The organism is Cyclobacterium sp. 10D3-21 (genome assembly GCF_055809755.1).
The window spans coordinates 4,183,521-4,202,834 of sequence record NZ_CM147924.1 but is presented as its reverse complement, the minus strand read 5'-3'; the positions used below and the strand labels follow the sequence as shown (position 1 = coordinate 4,202,834).

Here is a 19,314-nt window from a genome sequence, read left to right as displayed (position 1 = left end):
AAAACAATTAACAATTACCTCCCTTCAAAAGAAGCTAAAGAAAAAAATCCGGCACCTCAGACCAATGTCTCGATGCCGGATTTATTATTTATCCATTTTGGATTCCTTTACAAGAAGCCCAACAATTGTCTTTAAATTAAAATCAATAGCCAGGGTTTTGTTCCAGAACGTTACTCGCCGAAAGTGCTGAAGTAGGCACAGGGAAGCGATTTAAATGGCTTGAATTAGAAGGGGTGTGGTCCCACCATTTTTCTGTGGTGAAAAACCCTAACCTGATTAAGTCAGTTCTTCTTCTGCCTTCTCCCAGAAATTCAATTCCCCATTCATCTGCCATTCGGTATAAGTCCAAATTCCCAGCAGTTGCAGGATTGGAATCATTGCCTCCTTCAAAAGCCCTCGTTCTTACATTATTTATTAAGGTTGCTGCTTCAGAAGCATTTCCTAATCTTAACTCGCACTCAGCAAGCATTAAGTAAACTTCGGCCAATCTAAAAACTGGATGATCTGCAGCCCATCTCAAAGTCAGGTCCTGGCTGGATGGGACAGGGATTTTCACCAAACGGATACCGGTATTTTCTTCACCTGCGCCAATATTGGATGGAAGATCTTCAATAGTTGAGTAAGTTGATCCCAATTCCGAAAATCTTGCAACCTGATCTACAAATTCCAGTGGTTGTCCGTTGTACTCTTCATTACCTATAACTTGGTCACCATTTATTGGAGAAATTTGTGGACCTACTAAAAACATCCCTTCGTAACTGCCAGAGCCAAAATATTTAAATGGCTTCTTTCTAAGGTCAGTATCTTCGAATTTTTCGTAAGGAGAGCCCAACTTAAAATCCTCAGAGTATAAGGTTCCATCAGGTCTTCTTGATGGCTGTAAATGGGTTCCATTGTTAGAACCCAAATCTACATCAAAATATACCCGGGAATTATAATGGTACATATGACCGTAGTGGGTATACTCTAGTCGGTTAAATTCTGAAGGGATGGACCAAATAATCTCAGGTGATTGGTCATTTTCAAAATCGTGAGGCCCTTTCCAATCTGTATCCAGACCATAGTTACCATATTCATTATTAATGATTGCTTTAGAGATTACCGCTGCTTCATCGTACATGGGCTCTCCAATGTAGGCTTCTGCATTAAAGTATAATCTTGCCAGCATCACTGCTGCTGCCCCTTTGGTGATTGCCCCTTCCTGAGGTGCGCCATCTTCTTTTACAGATAAGTCAATAAGGGCTTGTTTTAACAAAGTTTCTATGTGATCAAAAGTTTCTTTGTCGCTGCTTCTAGGAACATTTTCCTGTTCTAGACTTGTGAAAATTGGAAGGCCACCGTAGAAATCAAGCCCTCTTAAGTAGAAGAATGCGATCAAGGCATCTAACTGACCGAGGTGGGCAGCTTTATCTTCTTCAGAAAGTGCAAGTGCCTGGTAATCTAATTTACCCAAGTCTTGCTTTACATCTAATGCCAAAGCTACGCCTTGCAATGTTCCTCTCCAGGTGCCAAATAATTGGGATTCATCTGGGGTCCATTCATGATGCTGATATCGGGCATAACGCCCTCCATCGTACCAATGACGTCCTTTTGTTGAACGGGCAAACTGATCTGCTGAAAATTCCTGTGCCACCCATCGGTCTCCGGTTAAGTACCATCTTGCATGGGTGAAAGGCCTATAAAGTGCTGCCAATACATCTCCTTCCGTTTTAAAGAAGGTTTCTGGTACTACCCTGTCATACCAAACCTCATCCAGAGAACAGCTTGTTATAATGACAGTAAAGAGTATTAATATATATTTTGTCAATTTCATGATCTTAATTTTTTTGGGTTTAAAAATTCGCTTGTACACCAAACATAAAAGTTCGCGTTTGTGGATAGGTTGCCCTCTCTTCAAACCCTGGGTCCAGGCCATTTATATTTACCTCTGGATTTAAACCTGTATAATTTGTAAGGACGAATAAGTTTTGCCCTGTGGCATAAATACGAAGCCCTTTCACGTATTTGTTTCCTTTCACATCAAAAGTATAGCCCAATGACAATACATCTAGCTTCAAGAAATCACCATCTTCAATCCAATAATCACTCAACTCTTTTTCACCAGTGATATGTTTTTGCTCATCATAATTTTCTACCAAAACATTCCTGGACTCCAATGGGATTCCATAATAGAAATTAGGCATGTTAAATATATCATGTCCTGTCCATCCTCTGAAATAAGCATTGATATCAAATTTCCCTACAGTGAATTGATTGTTCCAGGCTATGATTAGTTTAGGAATCGCATTGCCTATGAACTTTTTGTCCTGGTTGGTTTTTGTTCTTTCAGTCACATCAAATACTTCTCCATCGTCTCCTCTTAGCATCCAGTTCCCATCTTCTGTAAATCCAGCATGCTCCCATACGAAGAAGCGACCTATAGGCTCACCTGGGAAAAGTCTTACAGCATTACCTGGGCTACCCGGTGCTGGAAAACCTTTTCTATCCCAAAAGGTCTGATTCCCCCAAAGGCTTACCAGTTCACTTTTATAAGAAGAACCAATTAAGGTAGTTGTATAATTGAAATTGGTTTTGTCGATAGCATTCCAGGTGACTTCAGCTTCCCAGCCTGTATTTCTTAAAATACCTACATTCATTGTGGTTTTGTCGTGAATAGCTGGAGGTTGTGGGACAGAAATGTCATATATCAAGTCGTTTACATCTCTTTTAAAGACATCAAACCTACCTGAAATATTTCCTTCAAGAATAGCAAAGTCGACACCCAGATTGTATTCCTTTTTTGTTTCCCATCTTAGGTCTGTATTTTGGTTATGGGATACTCCATAGGTTCTTCTCCATTCACCATTCATCAGCCACCAGGTATCCGGGCCATACATTCTGGTTGCCACACCCGGTGCAAATCCTTCATTACCTGTTTCTCCGAAGCCACCTCTAAGTTTTAGATTGGTGAACAAATTTTGCGTTAGCATAAAGGGTTCGTTGTGAATATTCCAACCCACTGAAAGTGCTGTAAAGTTGCCCCATCTATTGCCTTTGGCAAATTTTGAAGAACCTTCTCTTCTCAAACTTGCAGTAATCAAATACCTATTGTTCCAGCTGTAGTTCACCCTGCCAAAGAAGGCCATCAACCTTACCCTGGGGTTTTTAAAAGAACCTAAGCCGGCTCTTCCTTCAGACAAGAACCGACCTGTACCCAGATCATGCTCTTCTATTCCATCCACAGCAAAATCAGAATTGTTTGCCGTAAAACCTTGTCCATTAAATTCTTGGAAACTATAACCCCCTACCGCGTTAATTGTATGAAGATCAAAGGTTTTGTCATAAGTGACAAACGTTTCAAATGTATTGTCATTAAATTCCCCATATTGATGACTGGCATATCCAGCTACTCCCTCATCCAATGAGGTTTTATGTTGGGCTGATCTCCAGTAGGTTCCATAATAATTGTGATTGTTTATGGAATATCTAGCAGTCAGGGCAATATTATCGGTAATATTAAATAGGAAGGAGGTGGTGTTTAGGAGATAAGTATAATCGGATTTATCTGTCCTTAATTTAATATCAGCTACAGGATTATACCAGTCATAGCCTCCTGTCCACACATTAAGCCCATGTGGCATAGTAGCGTCATATGGGCTTTCAGTGGGATTCAACTGCAAAGCCATCCTAAAAATATCATTGTTCGAGAAATTGGACTTTCTTTTATTGTAAGACAGGTTATTTGTAATTTTTAAAAAACCGTCAAACATTATAAAATCGGTATTTATCCTTGCTTGTGTGTCATCTCTGTCTGAACCTATAGCCAATCCTGTAGCATTTCTATTACTGATTGTTGCCCGAATTCTAGCATTTTCTACTCCTCCGCTGAAGCTAAGTACATTCCTATAACTTAACGGAACATCATTGGTGACCTCGTCAAACCAATCCGTATTGTGGCCAAGATCATTGCCTAGACCTTCTTCAAGGAAACGATCTCTTCCCAATGGCTCATTGTAACGGCGTACAGTTTCTGCAAACATTTCCCCAGTATAACTAACCGTTAGTTCTCCCGACTTAGCAGATTTGGTGGTAATAAGAATTACTCCGCCAGAGGCTCTCGTTCCGTAAATTGCAGCGCCAGAGGCATCACGCAAAACTTCTATGGAGGCAATGTCCTCCTTTACCACAGAATTGATATTTCCGCCTGGCACCCCATCTATAACAATTAGTGGTCCTTGAGAAGCATTTACGGAATTAACCCCACGCAATTGAATAGAGATTTCTGAGTTTGGATCAGCGCCATTGGTGGACTGAATACTTAATCCCGGAACTTTTCCCTGAATGGCCATTAAAGGGGAAACGGTACCGGCAACAAAATCCTTTTCATTCAATGAACTCACCGCACTGGTGAGGTTTTCTCTATTGACAGACCCATATCCCACGACCACAACTTCATCCAATGAAGCTACATCTTCAAGCAAGATTACATCAATTTTATTCTGATTATTGACAACAATGCGCTGCGATTCAAAGCCTATAAAAGAAAAAATGAGGGTTGAACCTTCAGGAACTGTAATAGAATACTTCCCACTAAGGTCGGTGGCGGTACCAAGTCCTGTTTCTGGAATGGAAATTGTCACACCAGGTATCGGTTCTCCACTTTCATCAGTTACCGTGCCTTCAACTTTCACATCTGCAACCTCAAAAAAGTTGTCTGCAAGGTTTTTAGTTGCTTCCGTTGCCTCAAAATTCAAATTTTCATGTAATAAAGAAGAATTTTTGATAACTTCTTTAAAGCGCGTCTCCTTCTCCTTTCTGTTTTCCGCATGTAGATAATCCACAGTCATTATCTGGAGGATTACAGCAATTGAAAACAATTGGAGAATGGGTTTTACATAATTACGTAAGTGTTGTTTCATTTTTTTGGGATTAGGTTAATTAAATGGAATTAGGATAAATTATTCATAGATAGAAGCTTATTGTTATTTATTAAGCTTTTACTATTAATAAAACTAATTAATGACCAATTTAAAAAATATATTGGTGTTATTTGAAAAAATTATCTTTAAAAAAAAGTTATTTAATTATTTATAATGGTATTAATCATAAATAGATTTTAATTAATCTTTAAATAAGGACAATAAACTGTTTTGTATTGGTAAATTTTAAAGAGATTGTTTAAATCAGAATTTAAGCCGTAGGCAAATTCAGCGTATTTGTATTTCATTTTCTATGTCATAACCTATTTCCATTGATTGTATCGTTGTTTATAGAATGAATTCGAGGTAATTAAGCAATTTGGATTTTTACTTTTTTCAAGGGAAGTTATTCTATCACTCAACAGAAATTACTATCCTGTTTTGGGCTTTATCTAAAAAATAGGAACCTGCCTGATTAAAGAAGTTAATTCAATTTTAGATTTGATGCAATTTGAAAAGCTGACAATCTCATGCTATTTTGTGGTTTAACTTCGAATTCAACAGATTTTGTTCAAAAACCAATTAACCAATTCAATCCAAATGAGACCCTTAATTTTTATTTTGCTGACTTGTCTTATTGCCTTTTCATGCGCAGAGCCCTCCCCCAAACAGGAAATAAGCTCCTTAAATACTGTAAATTTCCCAGAAGTTTCTGCTCCCATTCAATTGGTAGACAATGGCAAAGAACATCTTTATGCCAGCTATTATGGAATCAACTCTTTTAGTGCAAATCAAAAATATGCGACAGTTTTAGAAACGGACATTGTAGATCGCCTTCCCACCGAGGAGGATGAGGCTACATTGGGACTTGTAGACCTTGAAACCATGGAGTTCAAGCCACTGACAACGACGCGAACATGGAATTTTCAGCAAGGGTGTATGGCGCATTGGTTGGCTACTTCTCCAGATTCTCTTATTATCTACAATGACCTAAGGGATGGGAAATTTGTTTCCATTATTATGAATGTACATACCCAAGAGGAAATAAAAACCATTCCCCACCCGGTAAGTGCCGTATCTCCTGATGGAACCAAGGCTGTAAGTATTAACTTTTCTCGTCTTCGCATTACAAGGAGCGATTATGGTTATGGTGGAGAAGGGCAGGATAAAAAAGAGGATGATCAATTCCCCGAAGATGATGGACTATTTCTAATAGATCTAGCCACAGGGGAGGCTGAGCTTATAGTCTCAATGGCTGATGTCAAGGACTTGGTTCCGGAGATCCCTGAGGATGGGATTGAGTATTTTAATCACACCTTGTTTAGTCGAGGAGGTTCTAAAATATTTTGGCTAGCCAGGGCTATTCCAAATAGGAATACCACTTCATTGATAGTAAACATAGATGGAACGGGGCTTCAAAGGTGTTTTCCAGACGACTGGGCAGGATCACATTTTGATTGGCTGAATGATGAAGAATTAATGGTCACTAGTTCCTATGAAGGAAAACAATATTCCCATGTATTGTATACTACAGGCAAGCAGGATTATAAAAGGCTTGGGAATGGTCTCTTGGATTTTGATGGACATGGGACTTTCTCACCTGATGAAAAATGGATGGTTACAGATACCTATGCTAGAGAGAACAAATTTCGAGAACAAAAGATCTATTTGATGGACATGAAAACCAATGCTGTACGAACTTTAGGGCAGTTTGTTACTCCTGAATCTTTTAAAGGATTTTGGCGCTGTGATATTCATTGTAGGTGGAGCCCTAAAGGTGATATGATTGGTTTTAATTCCGTACATTCCGGATCAAGACAAGCCTACTTACTGAAATTGAAATTCTAAAAGGAAGAAGTAAATAATTATTAATTATTAATTGTTAATTGTTAATTAATTAACCATTAACCATTATCCAATTAACCATTAATCATGTCCCAAAAGTACCTTTTACTGTTTTTTATAAGTCTTTGTCTTACTAGCCTTAGCGGAAAAGCCCAGCAAGAACGACCCAATATTTTAATGATTGCGGTGGATGATTTGAATAATTTTGTCGGAGGAATGGGGCATCCAGATGCCATCACCCCCAATATGGACAAGCTTATCAAAAGTGGTTTGCTTTTCACTAATGCGCAATGCCAATCCCCCATGTGTAGCCCTTCTCGAACAGCTATAATGACGGGATTAAGGCCTTCCACTACTGGAATTTACGGGTTTATTACGGATAACAATATCAAAGAAACCAACCAAGCAACCCGTGAAGCCAAAATGATGCACCAGTATTTCAAGGAGCAAGGCTATTATACAATGGGTATCGGTAAAATATATCACAATCATGCACCTGAGGATTTGTTTGATGAAAGCGGTGGACGTGCCAAAGGTTTTGGACCATACGCAAAACAAAACTTTCATTGGGACAAAGAAAAAACATCTACTGACTGGGGTCCTTTCCCTGAAGAAGACAGTCAAATGCCGGATTATCACACTGCAAAATGGGCATCGGAAAGACTCCATAGAGATTATGAGCATCCCTTTTTCCTTTCAGTAGGCTTTCTTCGTCCTCACGTCCCCTGGTATGTGCCCCAAAAGTGGTTTGACCTTTATGATACTGCGACACTTCATCTTCCTCCTTATTTGGCAACAGATCGAGAGGACTTACCGGAAATAGCCCTTGCCATAGACGATTTACCGATGATGCCTACTACCGAATGGGCCTTGGCCAATAATCAATGGAAAAACATTCTTCAGGGTTATTTGGCAAGTGTTTCCTTTGTTGACCATTATATTGGGGAAGTATTGAATGCTTTAGAAAAAAGCAAGTATGCAGAAAACACCATAGTTGTGCTTTGGTCTGACCATGGCTACCGATTGGGAGAAAAAAACACCTTTGCCAAGGTGGCACTTTGGAACAGTGCGACGGCAGCCCCTCTTGTTTTTGCAGGACCAGGTATCCCGAAAAATAAAAAAGTGGATGTACCAGTGGAGTTGTTTTCAATTTACCCCACATTAACAGACTTAGTGGAACTTCCTTCAGTAGCGAATATTGAAGCAGAAAGCATTTATCCCCTGATAAAAAACCCAAAATTAAAGTGGGAAAAGCCTGCAATTGTTACCTGGGCTAGAAATAACCACGCCATTGTCACCAAAGATTACCGGTACATTCATTATGAAGATGGTTCTGAGGAATTGTATTTGCTAAAAAAGGACCCCAATGAGTGGAACAATGTGGCTGATAAGATGAAGTACACCGAAGTAAAAGAAAGACTGGCTCAATTTCTTCCAAAAATCAATGTCAAGTGGGCCAAGGAGTCCAAATATGATAATAACGATTATTTCATCAAGCAGAAAATAGAGCAAAGCGAGTAAAGAATGGTATAATAGAATAAAAAAATTGTACTATTGCTTTAGGGTTTAGGGATCAATGGACTGAAAACTCATTATGACAGCAAAAAGTAGTAATCTAAAAAAAGCTGAAATTGTTGATGGTTATACCATTAAATACCATGCCAATGGTGAAACGATATGGTCCAAAGGTAAAATAATTAGCGGCCAAGCGGAAGGTTACTGGGAATGGTACCGTATTGACGGAACCATCAAACGTTCGGGTTATTTTAAGAAGGGGGAACCCATGGGAGAGTGGACAACCTATGATGCCAAAGGTGAAGTATACAAGGTTACCTATAGGTAAGCGAAAACATTCAAGATGGTAAAAAACAAGGGGCTTTCTAATAAAAGATTTAGTTGTTCAATTGTACTCATATCGGTTTGAGATGTTGGCCTAATTATAGGCTAGTTTATGGCCTCTCTGCGAACGCTTTTCTATTGGTTTGGTTAAAAATCCTTCCATGATTTTAAATTTGGGTGGAATGGAATTTGTCATCGGAGGCAAAATAGTATACTTTTAACAATGTCTGAAATGGCAGCGAGATTTGTAAAGCTATTTCCAATTCTGCCTACCAATAGCTACATCTTGAATAATTTACTTTATTGATTGTTTACCAATAGTGTAAAACAATCTATTGATTTACTTTAAGTACTTCTCTTGAGTAGGTAGTTCTAAGTTATTCGGAGAATAGCAACAAATATTAGCTAGCCCTATTTAGGAGTAAATCACCATTTCTGATTTTAAGTAAACCTGGTTCTAATAAAATTTAAATATAGAAGACCTTTCTTTTCAATTGATTAATTATGCTGAAAAAACATTTTGACATTCATAGGCCGGTTTTTTGGCCATCTGTCATATTGATTTTTATTTTTATTCTGATTACCCTAATTGTAGGTAAGCCTATGGAGCTTGTATTCTCAAGCATCAAAACCTTTATTACAAATAAAACCGGATGGCTTTTTATTATTGCGGTGAATGTTTTTATCGTTTTTTGCTTTTACCTGGGCTTCAGTAAATATGGTACGATAAGACTTGGAGGTAAGGAGGCTGTGCCAGAATTCAGTACAAGTTCTTGGTTTGCCATGCTGTTTAGTGCTGGTATGGGAATAGGATTATTGTTTTGGGGGGTAGCAGAGCCTGTAAACCATTATGCCAATCCTCCTTTTGGGCAAGCCTACACGGTTGCTGCAGCAGAAGGTGCCATGAACCTGACCTTCCTTCACTGGGGGTTTCATGCCTGGGCAATTTATGCGGTAGTTGCCCTATCACTAGCATTTTTTGCTTATAATCGAAAACTACCTTTAACCATAAGATCTGTATTCTACCCTTTGCTGGGAGAGCGCATACATGGATGGATTGGTGATTGTATAGATGTCTTGGCAGTGCTGGCTACCCTTTTCGGGTTGGCTACTTCCTTGGGCTTAGGGGTAAAACAAGTCAGCGGAGGTTTATCGTATTTATTTGACATTCCCAATACCATAACCGTACAAGTTTTATTGATTGCCGGAATTACTTTAATAGCAACTATATCTGTGGTATCGGGTATCGACAAAGGGGTCAAATTTTTGAGTGAATGGAATGTGAGAATAGCAGCTATTTTGCTAATTTTTGTAATTATCGTAGGCCCTACACTCTTTATCTTTCGCTCATTTGTTCAAAATTTAGGGAATTACATGGAAAACATTCTTCAAGTGTCTACCTGGACGGAGGCCTATAGAGACAATGGTTGGCAGAAAGACTGGACTGTTTTTTATTGGGCTTGGTGGATTTCCTGGTCCCCTTTTGTAGGAATGTTCATTGCCAGGGTTTCAAAAGGGAGAACCATTAGGGAATTTATATTTGGGGTTTTGCTGGTGCCCTCCATTTTGACGTTTTTTTGGTTAACGGCTTTAGGGGGATCTGCCATCCTTTTGGATATGCAGGAAGGATTGGCTAGCAATACCCACAGTCTGGCTACTAGCATAGTTGCGGATGAATCTATAGCCTTGTTCGTCTTTCTGGAGAAGTTTCCATTTTCAAGTGTAGGTTCCATTATTGGGATTTTATTGGTTACTAGTTTCTTCGTCACCTCATCGGACTCTGGTTCTTTAGTGATCGATAGCATTACCGCAGGGGGTAAATTGGATGCCCCTGTAGGTCAACGTATTTTTTGGGCCACAACAGAGGGGACTGTAGCCGCAGTTTTGTTAATAGGAGGAGGACTTACAGCTTTGCAAACTGCTGCAATTACCACAGGATTGCCGTTTTTAATTATTTTGCTTTTCATGTGTTATTCATTGTTAAAAGGCTTGCGATTAGAATATGCCAAGGACAAGCAATTTGAAATGGATATGGATAGAAAAGTGTATGAAGATAAATTATCAAATGTGATTCTTAAAAAACTTGATGAGGAAAATAAATCGTAAAAGAAAACAATAGTATTATAAGGTTGAAATGGCTCAAATATAGGCTTCTTTCTTCCTAATTTCTTATTGATTGAAGCAGGCACCTTGATAGTAAGGATGGATAATCAACAGCTGTACGCATGAATAAAGACCAGGAAAACACCAATTTCTTTGCTTCGTTTTATTTCTTATTTTTACAGAATAATTAAATCCCATGGATAAAGACATTAAAATTGCTGTATTGATTGATGCAGATAACGTTCCCTCTACTCAGGTTAAGGAAATGATGGAAGAGATAGCCAAATATGGCAATCCAACTATAAAAAGGATATATGGGGACTGGACAAAACCTCAATTGGGAAAGTGGAAAAATGTGCTGTTGGAAAATGCGATAAACCCAATCCAACAGTATGGTTATACCACAGGAAAGAATGCGACTGATTCGGCCATGATTATTGACGCAATGGATATTTTGTATTCTGATAAGGTAAATGGATTTTGTTTGGTATCGAGTGACAGCGACTTTACCAAATTGGCTACAAGGTTACGTGAGTCCAGGATGCTAGTCCTTGGAATGGGGGAGAAAAAAACGCCCAATCCTTTTATTGTTGCCTGCGATAAATTTATCTACCTGGAAATTTTGCATAACCAAAGTGAAGAAAAGGAAAATGGTAAGACCAAAGTAAAGGCGCCCGTTCAGGTTGACAAAATCAATCCCAAATTGATCAGGTTGATATCCAGTACCATTTCAGATCTGGCTGATGATGATGGTTGGGCATTTATGGGAGATGTTGGGAATTTACTTCAAAAGAAGCAACCAAACTTTGATTCAAGGAACTTTGGGTTCCAGAAACTAACGCCTTTGGTTAGTTCTATTCCTAATTTTGAGGTAGAACGAAGAATTAAATTAATTTACGTCCGAAACAAAGAATAGCATCAAAAGGTGGTTGAATGTTTGGGTAGTGTAAAAGTGAATACTGTTCCTTTTCCAACCTCTGAGGCTACCCATATTTCACCTCCTAAAATATCAGTTATTTTTTTAACAATAGCTAAGCCCATTCCTGTACCATGACCAGTGGAATGGTTTTGTAGGCGCTGGAATAAGACGAAGATTTTATCAAAATAATTGGAATCAATGCCTATTCCATTGTCACTTAGTTGAAATAAATAATCTTTTTCTCTTTCTTCCATCGTGAAATGAATCATTGGAGGTCGATTTGGGTCTGAATATTTCAGGGAATTACCAATGAGGTTTTGAATTAGTAGCGAAAAAAAGCTTGGGTGCCCAGGGAATTTATGCATTGGTCCAGAGGTGATTTTTGCATTTTTCTCGATTATTTGGGGTTGAAAAGTAAGTGTTATTTCCTTTAGTATTTTTTCAGGATCAAGAAGAACAGGATCATCTGTTATTTTATTGATTCGAGAATATTCAGACAAATCAAGAATCAAGAGCCTCATTCTATTGGCACCATCTACAGCATAAGAAATGTAGGTATTAGCTTTTTCATCCAATTGGTTGCCGTACTTTTTTTTCAGCAATCCAATGAATCCTGAAATCATCCTTAGAGGCTCCTGAAGATCATGTGAAACGACAAAGGTGAAATGCTCCAATTCCTTATTCTTTGACTCAACTTCTTGAAGGGATTCCTTGAGCTTGATAGTCCCCAATTTTAGTTTTTCCTGGAGGGAATATTGCTCTCTTAAACTGTTTTCTAACCTTGAAAATAATTTGGGTATAAGGTAAGAAAACATGGCACTTAAAAATATCAAATTCGAGGATACCGCGATCCAGTGACCCAATTGTACACCAGGAAGATTAGGGAGATCAACGATTGCTTTAAAATGGACCAAGAGGCCAAAAGCAATACAGGTAACTAAATTAAAATAAAAGCTAATATAGGTTCTGCCGTTGGGAAGAAATAAAATCATTAAAATCGAAACTGCCAATAAATACATTAGTCCTGGACCAAAATTGCCCACAAAATAAATGAGTACAACCCCAATGCCATAAAAAGCTAAAAATACGGCCCATTTTCTGATGAATAGAGACATTCCAGGTACTAAAGCGACCACTATACAGACTAGAAATGCGAGTGAATCAAATACTATGAGCGGAACATGATTGTTTATAAAAGCCATTATCAGACCTGGAATCACTCCGATGAGGCAAAATGGCATTAAAAATGCTATACCGGAGACAAAAAGCCTATCCCTCCATTGATCAAGGGGATCGGCATTTTGTTCAGTAGCCAAACAATTTTTTTCGATATATTTTAAATACTTATCCCACATGAATGTAATCGCTGTTTTATTAAAAAATGTCCTAAGGTATAAGCCATCCACATTGCGCCAAGATTAACTTTAGCATTGGATATCTAATGGAAATAATTTTAAAAATAATGAATATATTATTCCTTAAGGAGATTTATCCTAAAATAAATTTCCCATTTCGATTAATGGATCAAATTTTGTAGACAATAATTAAATATATTGTTTAAAGAATTAGGTGATAAAAGTATTTAACTATTTATAAGTCAGGTAATTAAGAAGTTTTGAAGAGCAAAATTGGAAGGAATTCTCTACTAATTGCCATTTCCGGATTTATTTTCTTGGAAATGGGTATTTATTTCGAGGTTTTGGATGCGGCTATTTGGCGCATTTTGGCTACTGCTTTCGAGGCTGGGACAATAGGAGGATTGGCAGATTGGTTTGCTGTAAGTGCTTTGTTTTATGAAATACCTATTCCTTATGTGAGAAAACATACGAATATCATTGTAAAAAATAGGGAGAAATTAACCGAGGGAATTGTAGATCTGGTTACTACCAAGTGGTTGTCTCCAGAAGTTTTGGAAGAAAGACTCACACATATTAAAATTGCAGATGGATTATTGCAATCTTTAGAATCTGGTGAAAATGTACATAAATTACTTGGATTTTTTAGCGGGGTTTTTAAGCGCATATCAGGTGAAATGGACAATCCCCAATTGGTGGTTCTTGTCCAAAAATTGCTAAAAGATAAACTCGAAAGCTCAGATGTTGCCAGGCCATTCGGGGAGTGGTTGCATGGCATTTTAACTGAAGGAAAACACCATGAGTTTATTGCCATCGCCTTGGATCAATTTTCAGCCTCTATTAAAGAACCGGAAACAAGAACACTTATCTTAGGGAAGTTAAAAACTGCTCTTGAATTATATGCAAGTAGAGATTGGGTGAAAAAATCAGCGGTGTGGTTAGGTAAAAAAACTGGAGGGATAGATCCAGACCTATTGATCGATAGGATATTAGACCTCGTTTTGGCCTTATTGGAAGAAATAAAGGAAAATCCAGAGCACCCAATACGTAAAAATCTGGAAAACTATGTTTTGGAGTTTGCAAGTAATCTTGAATCAGGAGACGAAAGAACCTTGGCTTATGTAGAAAACCTCAAAAGGAACTGGATTTTAAATGATAAAACCAAGGGCATGATCCAAAAGGTATTGGTTCAATTAAAAGAAAACATGCACGAGCAGTTTGCCAATAGCGACACACCAATAATGCAATTAATCAGCAGGCAATTGCACCGCTTTCTAGACGAGTTGCGTGAGGATGACAATAGTAGAAAGAAAATTGATGTGTGGATGAGAACGACTATTACACATCTTGTGACGAAATACCACCATGAACTTGGGGATATGGTTAGAAGCAGTTTGTCCAAACTGGATGACAAAGGAATAATGCTTCAAATCAAAGAAAAGGTGGGGTATGATTTACAATACATACGGCTCAACGGGGCAGTAGTTGGTGGTATTGTGGGACTTATAATAGCAACGATCAGGTGGGCTATTCATTGAGCTTGAGTTTCATCCCAGTTTTAGCATTATCTTATTATCTCGGATTTAATCACTTTGTGTTACGTAATTGGAAAAACTACGCTGAATTTTAATACAGCATGGGGATAAAATGACGGCCTAAACTCTCCAAAATAGACAATAGGATATTTCGCATTTATTTATGATTTAAACCAATTATTTGAATGAATGTTGTTTATTGTTTTGATAAAGCGTAAAAAACCTTATTTTTAGTTAAAATTGTCTTCTTTTATCAATTTTGATATGAATCAAAAATCTTCAAAAATTCTAGGCTTACCTCCGAAGCATATTTTAGAAGAGATAGGTGCCCTAAATACAGTTTTAGATCAAGGACTTCCTTTTAAAAAGTTGGATCACAACATTTTGATAGCTACTTGGAATATTCGTGCTTTTGGAGGGCTTACAGAGAAATGGGAGGCGGATGATTCAGATTCCCCCAAAAGGGATCTACATTCTGTTTTGGCGATAGCTCAGATTATTTCCAGGTTCGACATTATTGCCGTTCAGGAACTCAAAGGAAATTTAAAAGCTTTCAGGCACATGCTCAAATTATTGGGCAACCATTGGAGTTTTATTTTGACTGATGTTTCAGGGGGTGATGAGGGCAATGATGAACGAATCGGGTTTTTGTTTGATACCCGTAAGGTTAAGTTATCCGGATTGGCTTGCGAACTCGTAGTGCCTAACAAAAAAGCTGAAGAGATCAAAGAGGGCGCCTTTGATAGGCAATTTGCCAGAACACCTTATGCAGTAGGCTTCAAGGTAGAGGATAAAACATTTATTCTTGTAAGCGCACATGTTTTATATGGAAAACGAGCAGCAGACCGTGAAGGGGAGTTAACTGCCATTGCTCAGTGGCTACAGCAATGGGCTTCTAATATGAAATCCTTTGATCAAAGCCTTATCCTTTTGGGAGATTTTAACATTGATAGGATAGGGGATCCCAGATATGATGCTTTTATTTCCTCTGGTTTATCTGTACCTGAAAACCTATGGCATGTCCGGAGAACATTACTTGACAATCAAACAAAGTTTTATACCCAGATTGCTTGGTTTGAAAATCAAAATAAAATTCCTCAACTTTCTATTCGATATCTTAATGGCGGGGTTTTTGACTTTGGGCCTCATATTATGAAGAATGCAGGATTGAGTCCATTTCAAATGTCATGGAGAATTTCAGATCACCTTCCACTGTGGGCAGAGTTTTCCACACGTGACTAGTTTCTAGCTAAGTTTTGATATATTTAATTAAAAAAAAATATGCATATGTTTTTTAGGTGTTTAATTATTTGCCTATCAGTATTATTTGTCAATTGCGAAAATAAAAAACACCAGGAAAGTGAGTTTAAGTCATTAAAGATCAATCAAATTCAATTCATTGGAAGTCATAACAGTTATAAAAGAGCCATACCTGAGGTGCTCTTAAATCAAATTAAAAAAGAAAGCCCTGAACTAGCAGAAAGTCTGGATTATAGTCATCCTGACATTTGGAAACAATTGGATGCAGGCCTTCGGTTATTGGAGTTGGATATTTATCATGACCCTGAAGGAGGGAGATTTAGTAATCCTTTGGGAAAAGCAAATGTAGCGGCTGAAAATTGGGATAATGGGTTTGACAAACCAGGTTTTAAAGTATTTCATGTTCAGGATATAGATTTTTTAAGCCATCATGCTTTGTTTAGAGAGTATTTGATTGATTTAAAAAATTGGTCAGCAATACATCCCAACCACTTGCCCATTTTTATCAGTTTGAATGCCAAAGACACCAATTATCCCGAACGCGGGTTTGCAGAGGCGCTTGCATTTGATCAGGAGGTTTTTACATTGCTGGACGAGGAAATAAGAGAATTTTTAGGCGTTGAAAAACTAATAACTCCAAAAAACTTAAAGGAATCCTCCAAGGATTTAAGAACCGCCGTAACTGAATCTGGCTGGCCAGAATTATCCAAGGCGAGAGGTAAGTTCGTGTTTATTCTGGATGAAGGCGAGCCTAAAGTGACTGAATACCTTTCCAAAACCTTAGATGCTTATGATGGGCTTTTGTTTGTAACTGTTTCCGAGGATCACCCCATGTCTGCGATACATATCGTAAATGACCCCGTTCAAAATCATCAGCAGATTAAGGATTTGGTAGAAAAAGGATTTATAGTCAGAACTAGGGCAGATGCTGGAACAAAAGAGGCTAGATCCAACGCTACCAAAAGAAGAGATATGGCATTTTCAAGTGGAGCCCAATTGATAAGTACAGATTACTTTGTTCCAGACCAAAGATTCGAAGGGGCTTATAAGGTGCAATTTGAAGAAGGAGTATACGCTCGTATTAACCCATTTATATCAGATAATGGAGATTCAAAAGAATCTTTGTCTGAAGATACAGATCGTGTAATAGTACTCAATCCCCAGACCTTCTCCATTGCTGAGGGAAAATTGGATGCGCTGCTATTAGATGTTCGGACCAAACAGGAAGTTGATCAGGGAATGATTACTGGCGCAGTAAATATTGACTTTCTTGAGCCTGGTTTTGCAGAAAGAATTTCAGAATTAGATAAAAACCAGACCATACTGCTGTATTGTAAAGTAGGTGGAAGGAGTGGGAAGGCCGCTGATATATTGGTAGGCAAAGGATTCAAGCATGTGTACAACTTAGAAGGAGGGTATGACCTCTGGAAAGCGAATGGTTACCCCGTAGAGGAATAACTACAGTTTTTAATTATTAATTCAATCACTTTTGCAGAGCTATATGAAATTGAAAATTGTTCAGGAGGACCCATGGTTAGAAGATTACAAAGAAGAAATTTACCAGAGATGGGTTAGGTTTCAATTGGCCTTTGATGCACTCACAACGAATAGTGAAGGACTAAGTGCTTTTGCCTCGGGTCATGAATATTTTGGAATTAATTTTGATAAAGAAAAGCAAGCCTGGGTTTACAGAGAATGGGCCCCTGAGGCCAAGGCACTTTTCCTTATTGGCGATTTCAACAATTGGGACCGAACCACCCATCCATTAACCATGGATGAATGGGGAGTGTGGGAAATAATTTTACCTTATGATGCGTATAAAGATAGACTCGTTCACAAAAGTTTGGTGAAAGTGCACGTTGTTAGCTCTAAAGGTAGCCAAGACAGAATCCCTGCCTATATTAGAAGAGTTGTTCAAGATGATGAAAGCAAAGATTTTTCAGGTCAAATATGGTCTCCTGAAAGGGCTTTTACATGGACAGACCAAAATTTCAAACCAGATTATTCTAAAGATGGATTATTGATCTATGAATGTCATGTAGGTATGGGGCTTGAGGTGGAAGCGGTTGGTACTTACAGGGCTTTTGCGGATGAAATTTTGCCTAAAATCAAAAATTTGGGTTATAATTCCATACAATTAATGGCAGTAATGGAGCATCCCTATTATGGTTCTTTTGGTTATCATGTTTCTAATTTTTTCTGCCCCACAAGTCGATTTGGTACGCCTGAGGATTTGAAGTACCTGGTTAATAAGGCACACGGTCTGGGGCTTGCAGTGATTATGGATGTGGTTCATTCACACGCTGTACAAAATGTTTCGGAAGGATTAAATGGTTTTGATGGATCAGATCATCAGTATTTTCATGCGGGACCGAGGGGGTATCATGAAGTATGGGACTCCAAGTTATTTGATTACGGAAAATGGGAGGTCAAGCGGTTTTTACTTTCCAATTTAAAATATTGGCTGGAGGAATTTCATTTTGATGGTTTTAGGTTTGATGGGGTTACCTCCATGCTTTATTTCCACCATGGTTTGACCACTTTTGATCATTTTGAAAAATACTTTCATAAAGACGTGGATTGGGATGCCATAACTTACTTACAACTGGCCAATGCGCTTATCAAAGAAGTAAAACCCTCTGCCATTTCCATTGCAGAAGATGTAAGCGGGATGCCCGGACTGTGCAGGTTGCCAGTTGAAGGAGGGGTAGGGTTTGATTATAGGCTGGCCATGGGTGTTCCAGATTTTTACATTAAGATGTTGAAGGAGAAGAAGGATGAGGAATGGGATATTCTTGAATTTTGGAAAGAACTAAGTGACCGAAGATATAAAGAAAAAACAATAGCGTATGCAGAATCCCACGATCAGGCATTGGTAGGAGATAAATCTCTCGCCTTTTGGCTAATGGATAAGGAGATGTATTTTCACATGCAGGTAGGAGATGAAAACATCATCATTGATCGGGGGATTGCCATTCATAAGCTGCTGAGGCTATTTACCATAGGTTTAGGGGGTGAAGGTTATCTCAATTTTATGGGGAATGAATTTGGTCATCCGGAATGGGTGGATTTCCCAAGGGAGGGAAATAATTGGAGTTATCAGTATGCGCGGAGACAATGGAGTCTTGCCGAAGATAAAAAGCTAAAGTACCAGTACCTGCTGAATTGGGATAAGAGGATGATTGCGGTTATGAAGGAATACCATATTTTGAGTGCGCCTTTTGCTGATCAGGTTCATGCTGATCCAGAAAACAAGGTCATTATTTTCACAAGAGGCCTTTTATTGTTTGCTTTTTCCTTTAATCCTGAGACCTCAATTGCTGACTATAAATTTAGAGCGCCTTCTATGGGACAATATCGACTTGTACTTAATTCAGACGACAAGCAATTTGGAGGATTTGGCAGAATAGACAATAGTAAGGCCTATTTTACAGACCAAAAGCAACTATTGAGTATCTATATGACCAATAGGACTGCTTTGGTTTTTGAAAAATACGATTGACCAATCCCAATTTTTATTTGGTTGAAATTGAAATAAATTGGAAATCAGATAATAAGTA

Annotated in this window: 12 protein-coding genes; 9 read left to right on the top strand and 3 right to left on the bottom strand. The window is 38.3% G+C overall.

Annotation, left to right across the window (positions count from 1 at the left end; translation table 11 throughout):
• Positions 1-142: 142 nt before the first annotated feature.
• On the bottom strand, positions 143-1,813 hold the full coding sequence (locus AC0L7T_RS16545) for a RagB/SusD family nutrient uptake outer membrane protein (RefSeq protein WP_473336679.1): 1,671 nt from the start codon (positions 1,811-1,813) through the stop codon (positions 143-145).
• Between the two features lie 19 nt (positions 1,814-1,832).
• Complete coding sequence (locus AC0L7T_RS16540) at positions 1,833-4,898, bottom strand: SusC/RagA family TonB-linked outer membrane protein (protein WP_473336677.1); 3,066 nt, start codon at positions 4,896-4,898, stop codon at positions 1,833-1,835.
• Positions 4,899-5,498: 600 nt separating this feature from the next.
• Between AC0L7T_RS16540 and AC0L7T_RS16535 the strand changes: the two genes are divergently transcribed.
• The 5 genes from AC0L7T_RS16535 (at position 5,499) to AC0L7T_RS16515 (ending at position 11,601) form a co-directional block, all read left to right on the top strand.
• Complete coding sequence (locus tag AC0L7T_RS16535; RefSeq protein ID WP_473336674.1) at positions 5,499-6,746, top strand: TolB-like translocation protein; 1,248 nt, start codon at positions 5,499-5,501, stop codon at positions 6,744-6,746.
• An 84-nt stretch (positions 6,747-6,830) separates the two neighbouring features.
• A complete protein-coding gene (locus AC0L7T_RS16530) occupies positions 6,831-8,264 on the top strand; it encodes a sulfatase (RefSeq protein WP_473336671.1) in 1,434 nt (477 codons plus the stop codon).
• Between the two features lie 73 nt (positions 8,265-8,337).
• Positions 8,338-8,586, top strand: a complete 249-nt coding sequence (locus AC0L7T_RS16525; RefSeq protein WP_473336669.1) for a toxin-antitoxin system YwqK family antitoxin — start codon at positions 8,338-8,340, stop codon at positions 8,584-8,586.
• Between the two features lie 500 nt (positions 8,587-9,086).
• Positions 9,087-10,688 carry a BCCT family transporter gene (locus tag AC0L7T_RS16520; RefSeq protein ID WP_473336668.1) on the top strand — a complete coding sequence of 534 codons (1,602 nt, stop codon included), beginning with the start codon at positions 9,087-9,089 and terminating at the stop codon, positions 10,686-10,688.
• A 193-nt stretch (positions 10,689-10,881) separates the two neighbouring features.
• Positions 10,882-11,601 carry an NYN domain-containing protein gene (locus tag AC0L7T_RS16515; RefSeq protein ID WP_473336666.1) on the top strand — a complete coding sequence of 240 codons (720 nt, stop codon included), beginning with the start codon at positions 10,882-10,884 and terminating at the stop codon, positions 11,599-11,601.
• A gap of 2 nt (positions 11,602-11,603) precedes the next feature.
• Here AC0L7T_RS16515 and AC0L7T_RS16510 read toward each other — a convergent pair whose 3' ends face one another.
• Complete coding sequence (locus AC0L7T_RS16510) at positions 11,604-12,959, bottom strand: sensor histidine kinase (RefSeq protein WP_473336664.1); 1,356 nt, start codon at positions 12,957-12,959, stop codon at positions 11,604-11,606.
• A 260-nt stretch (positions 12,960-13,219) separates the two neighbouring features.
• On the opposite strand from AC0L7T_RS16510, the gene AC0L7T_RS16505 reads away from it, so the two are divergent.
• From AC0L7T_RS16505 to AC0L7T_RS16490, 4 genes are all read left to right on the top strand, one after another.
• Positions 13,220-14,497, top strand: a complete 1,278-nt coding sequence (locus AC0L7T_RS16505) for a DUF445 domain-containing protein (RefSeq protein ID WP_473336663.1) — start codon at positions 13,220-13,222, stop codon at positions 14,495-14,497.
• 261 nt (positions 14,498-14,758) lie between these two features.
• Complete coding sequence (locus tag AC0L7T_RS16500; RefSeq protein WP_473336662.1) at positions 14,759-15,736, top strand: endonuclease/exonuclease/phosphatase family protein; 978 nt, start codon at positions 14,759-14,761, stop codon at positions 15,734-15,736.
• 45 nt (positions 15,737-15,781) lie between these two features.
• Complete coding sequence (locus AC0L7T_RS16495) at positions 15,782-17,212, top strand: Ca2+-dependent phosphoinositide-specific phospholipase C (protein ID WP_473336660.1); 1,431 nt, start codon at positions 15,782-15,784, stop codon at positions 17,210-17,212.
• Between the two features lie 43 nt (positions 17,213-17,255).
• On the top strand, positions 17,256-19,256 hold the full coding sequence (locus tag AC0L7T_RS16490; protein WP_473336659.1) for an alpha amylase C-terminal domain-containing protein: 2,001 nt from the start codon (positions 17,256-17,258) through the stop codon (positions 19,254-19,256).
• Positions 19,257-19,314: the final 58 nt, after the last annotated feature.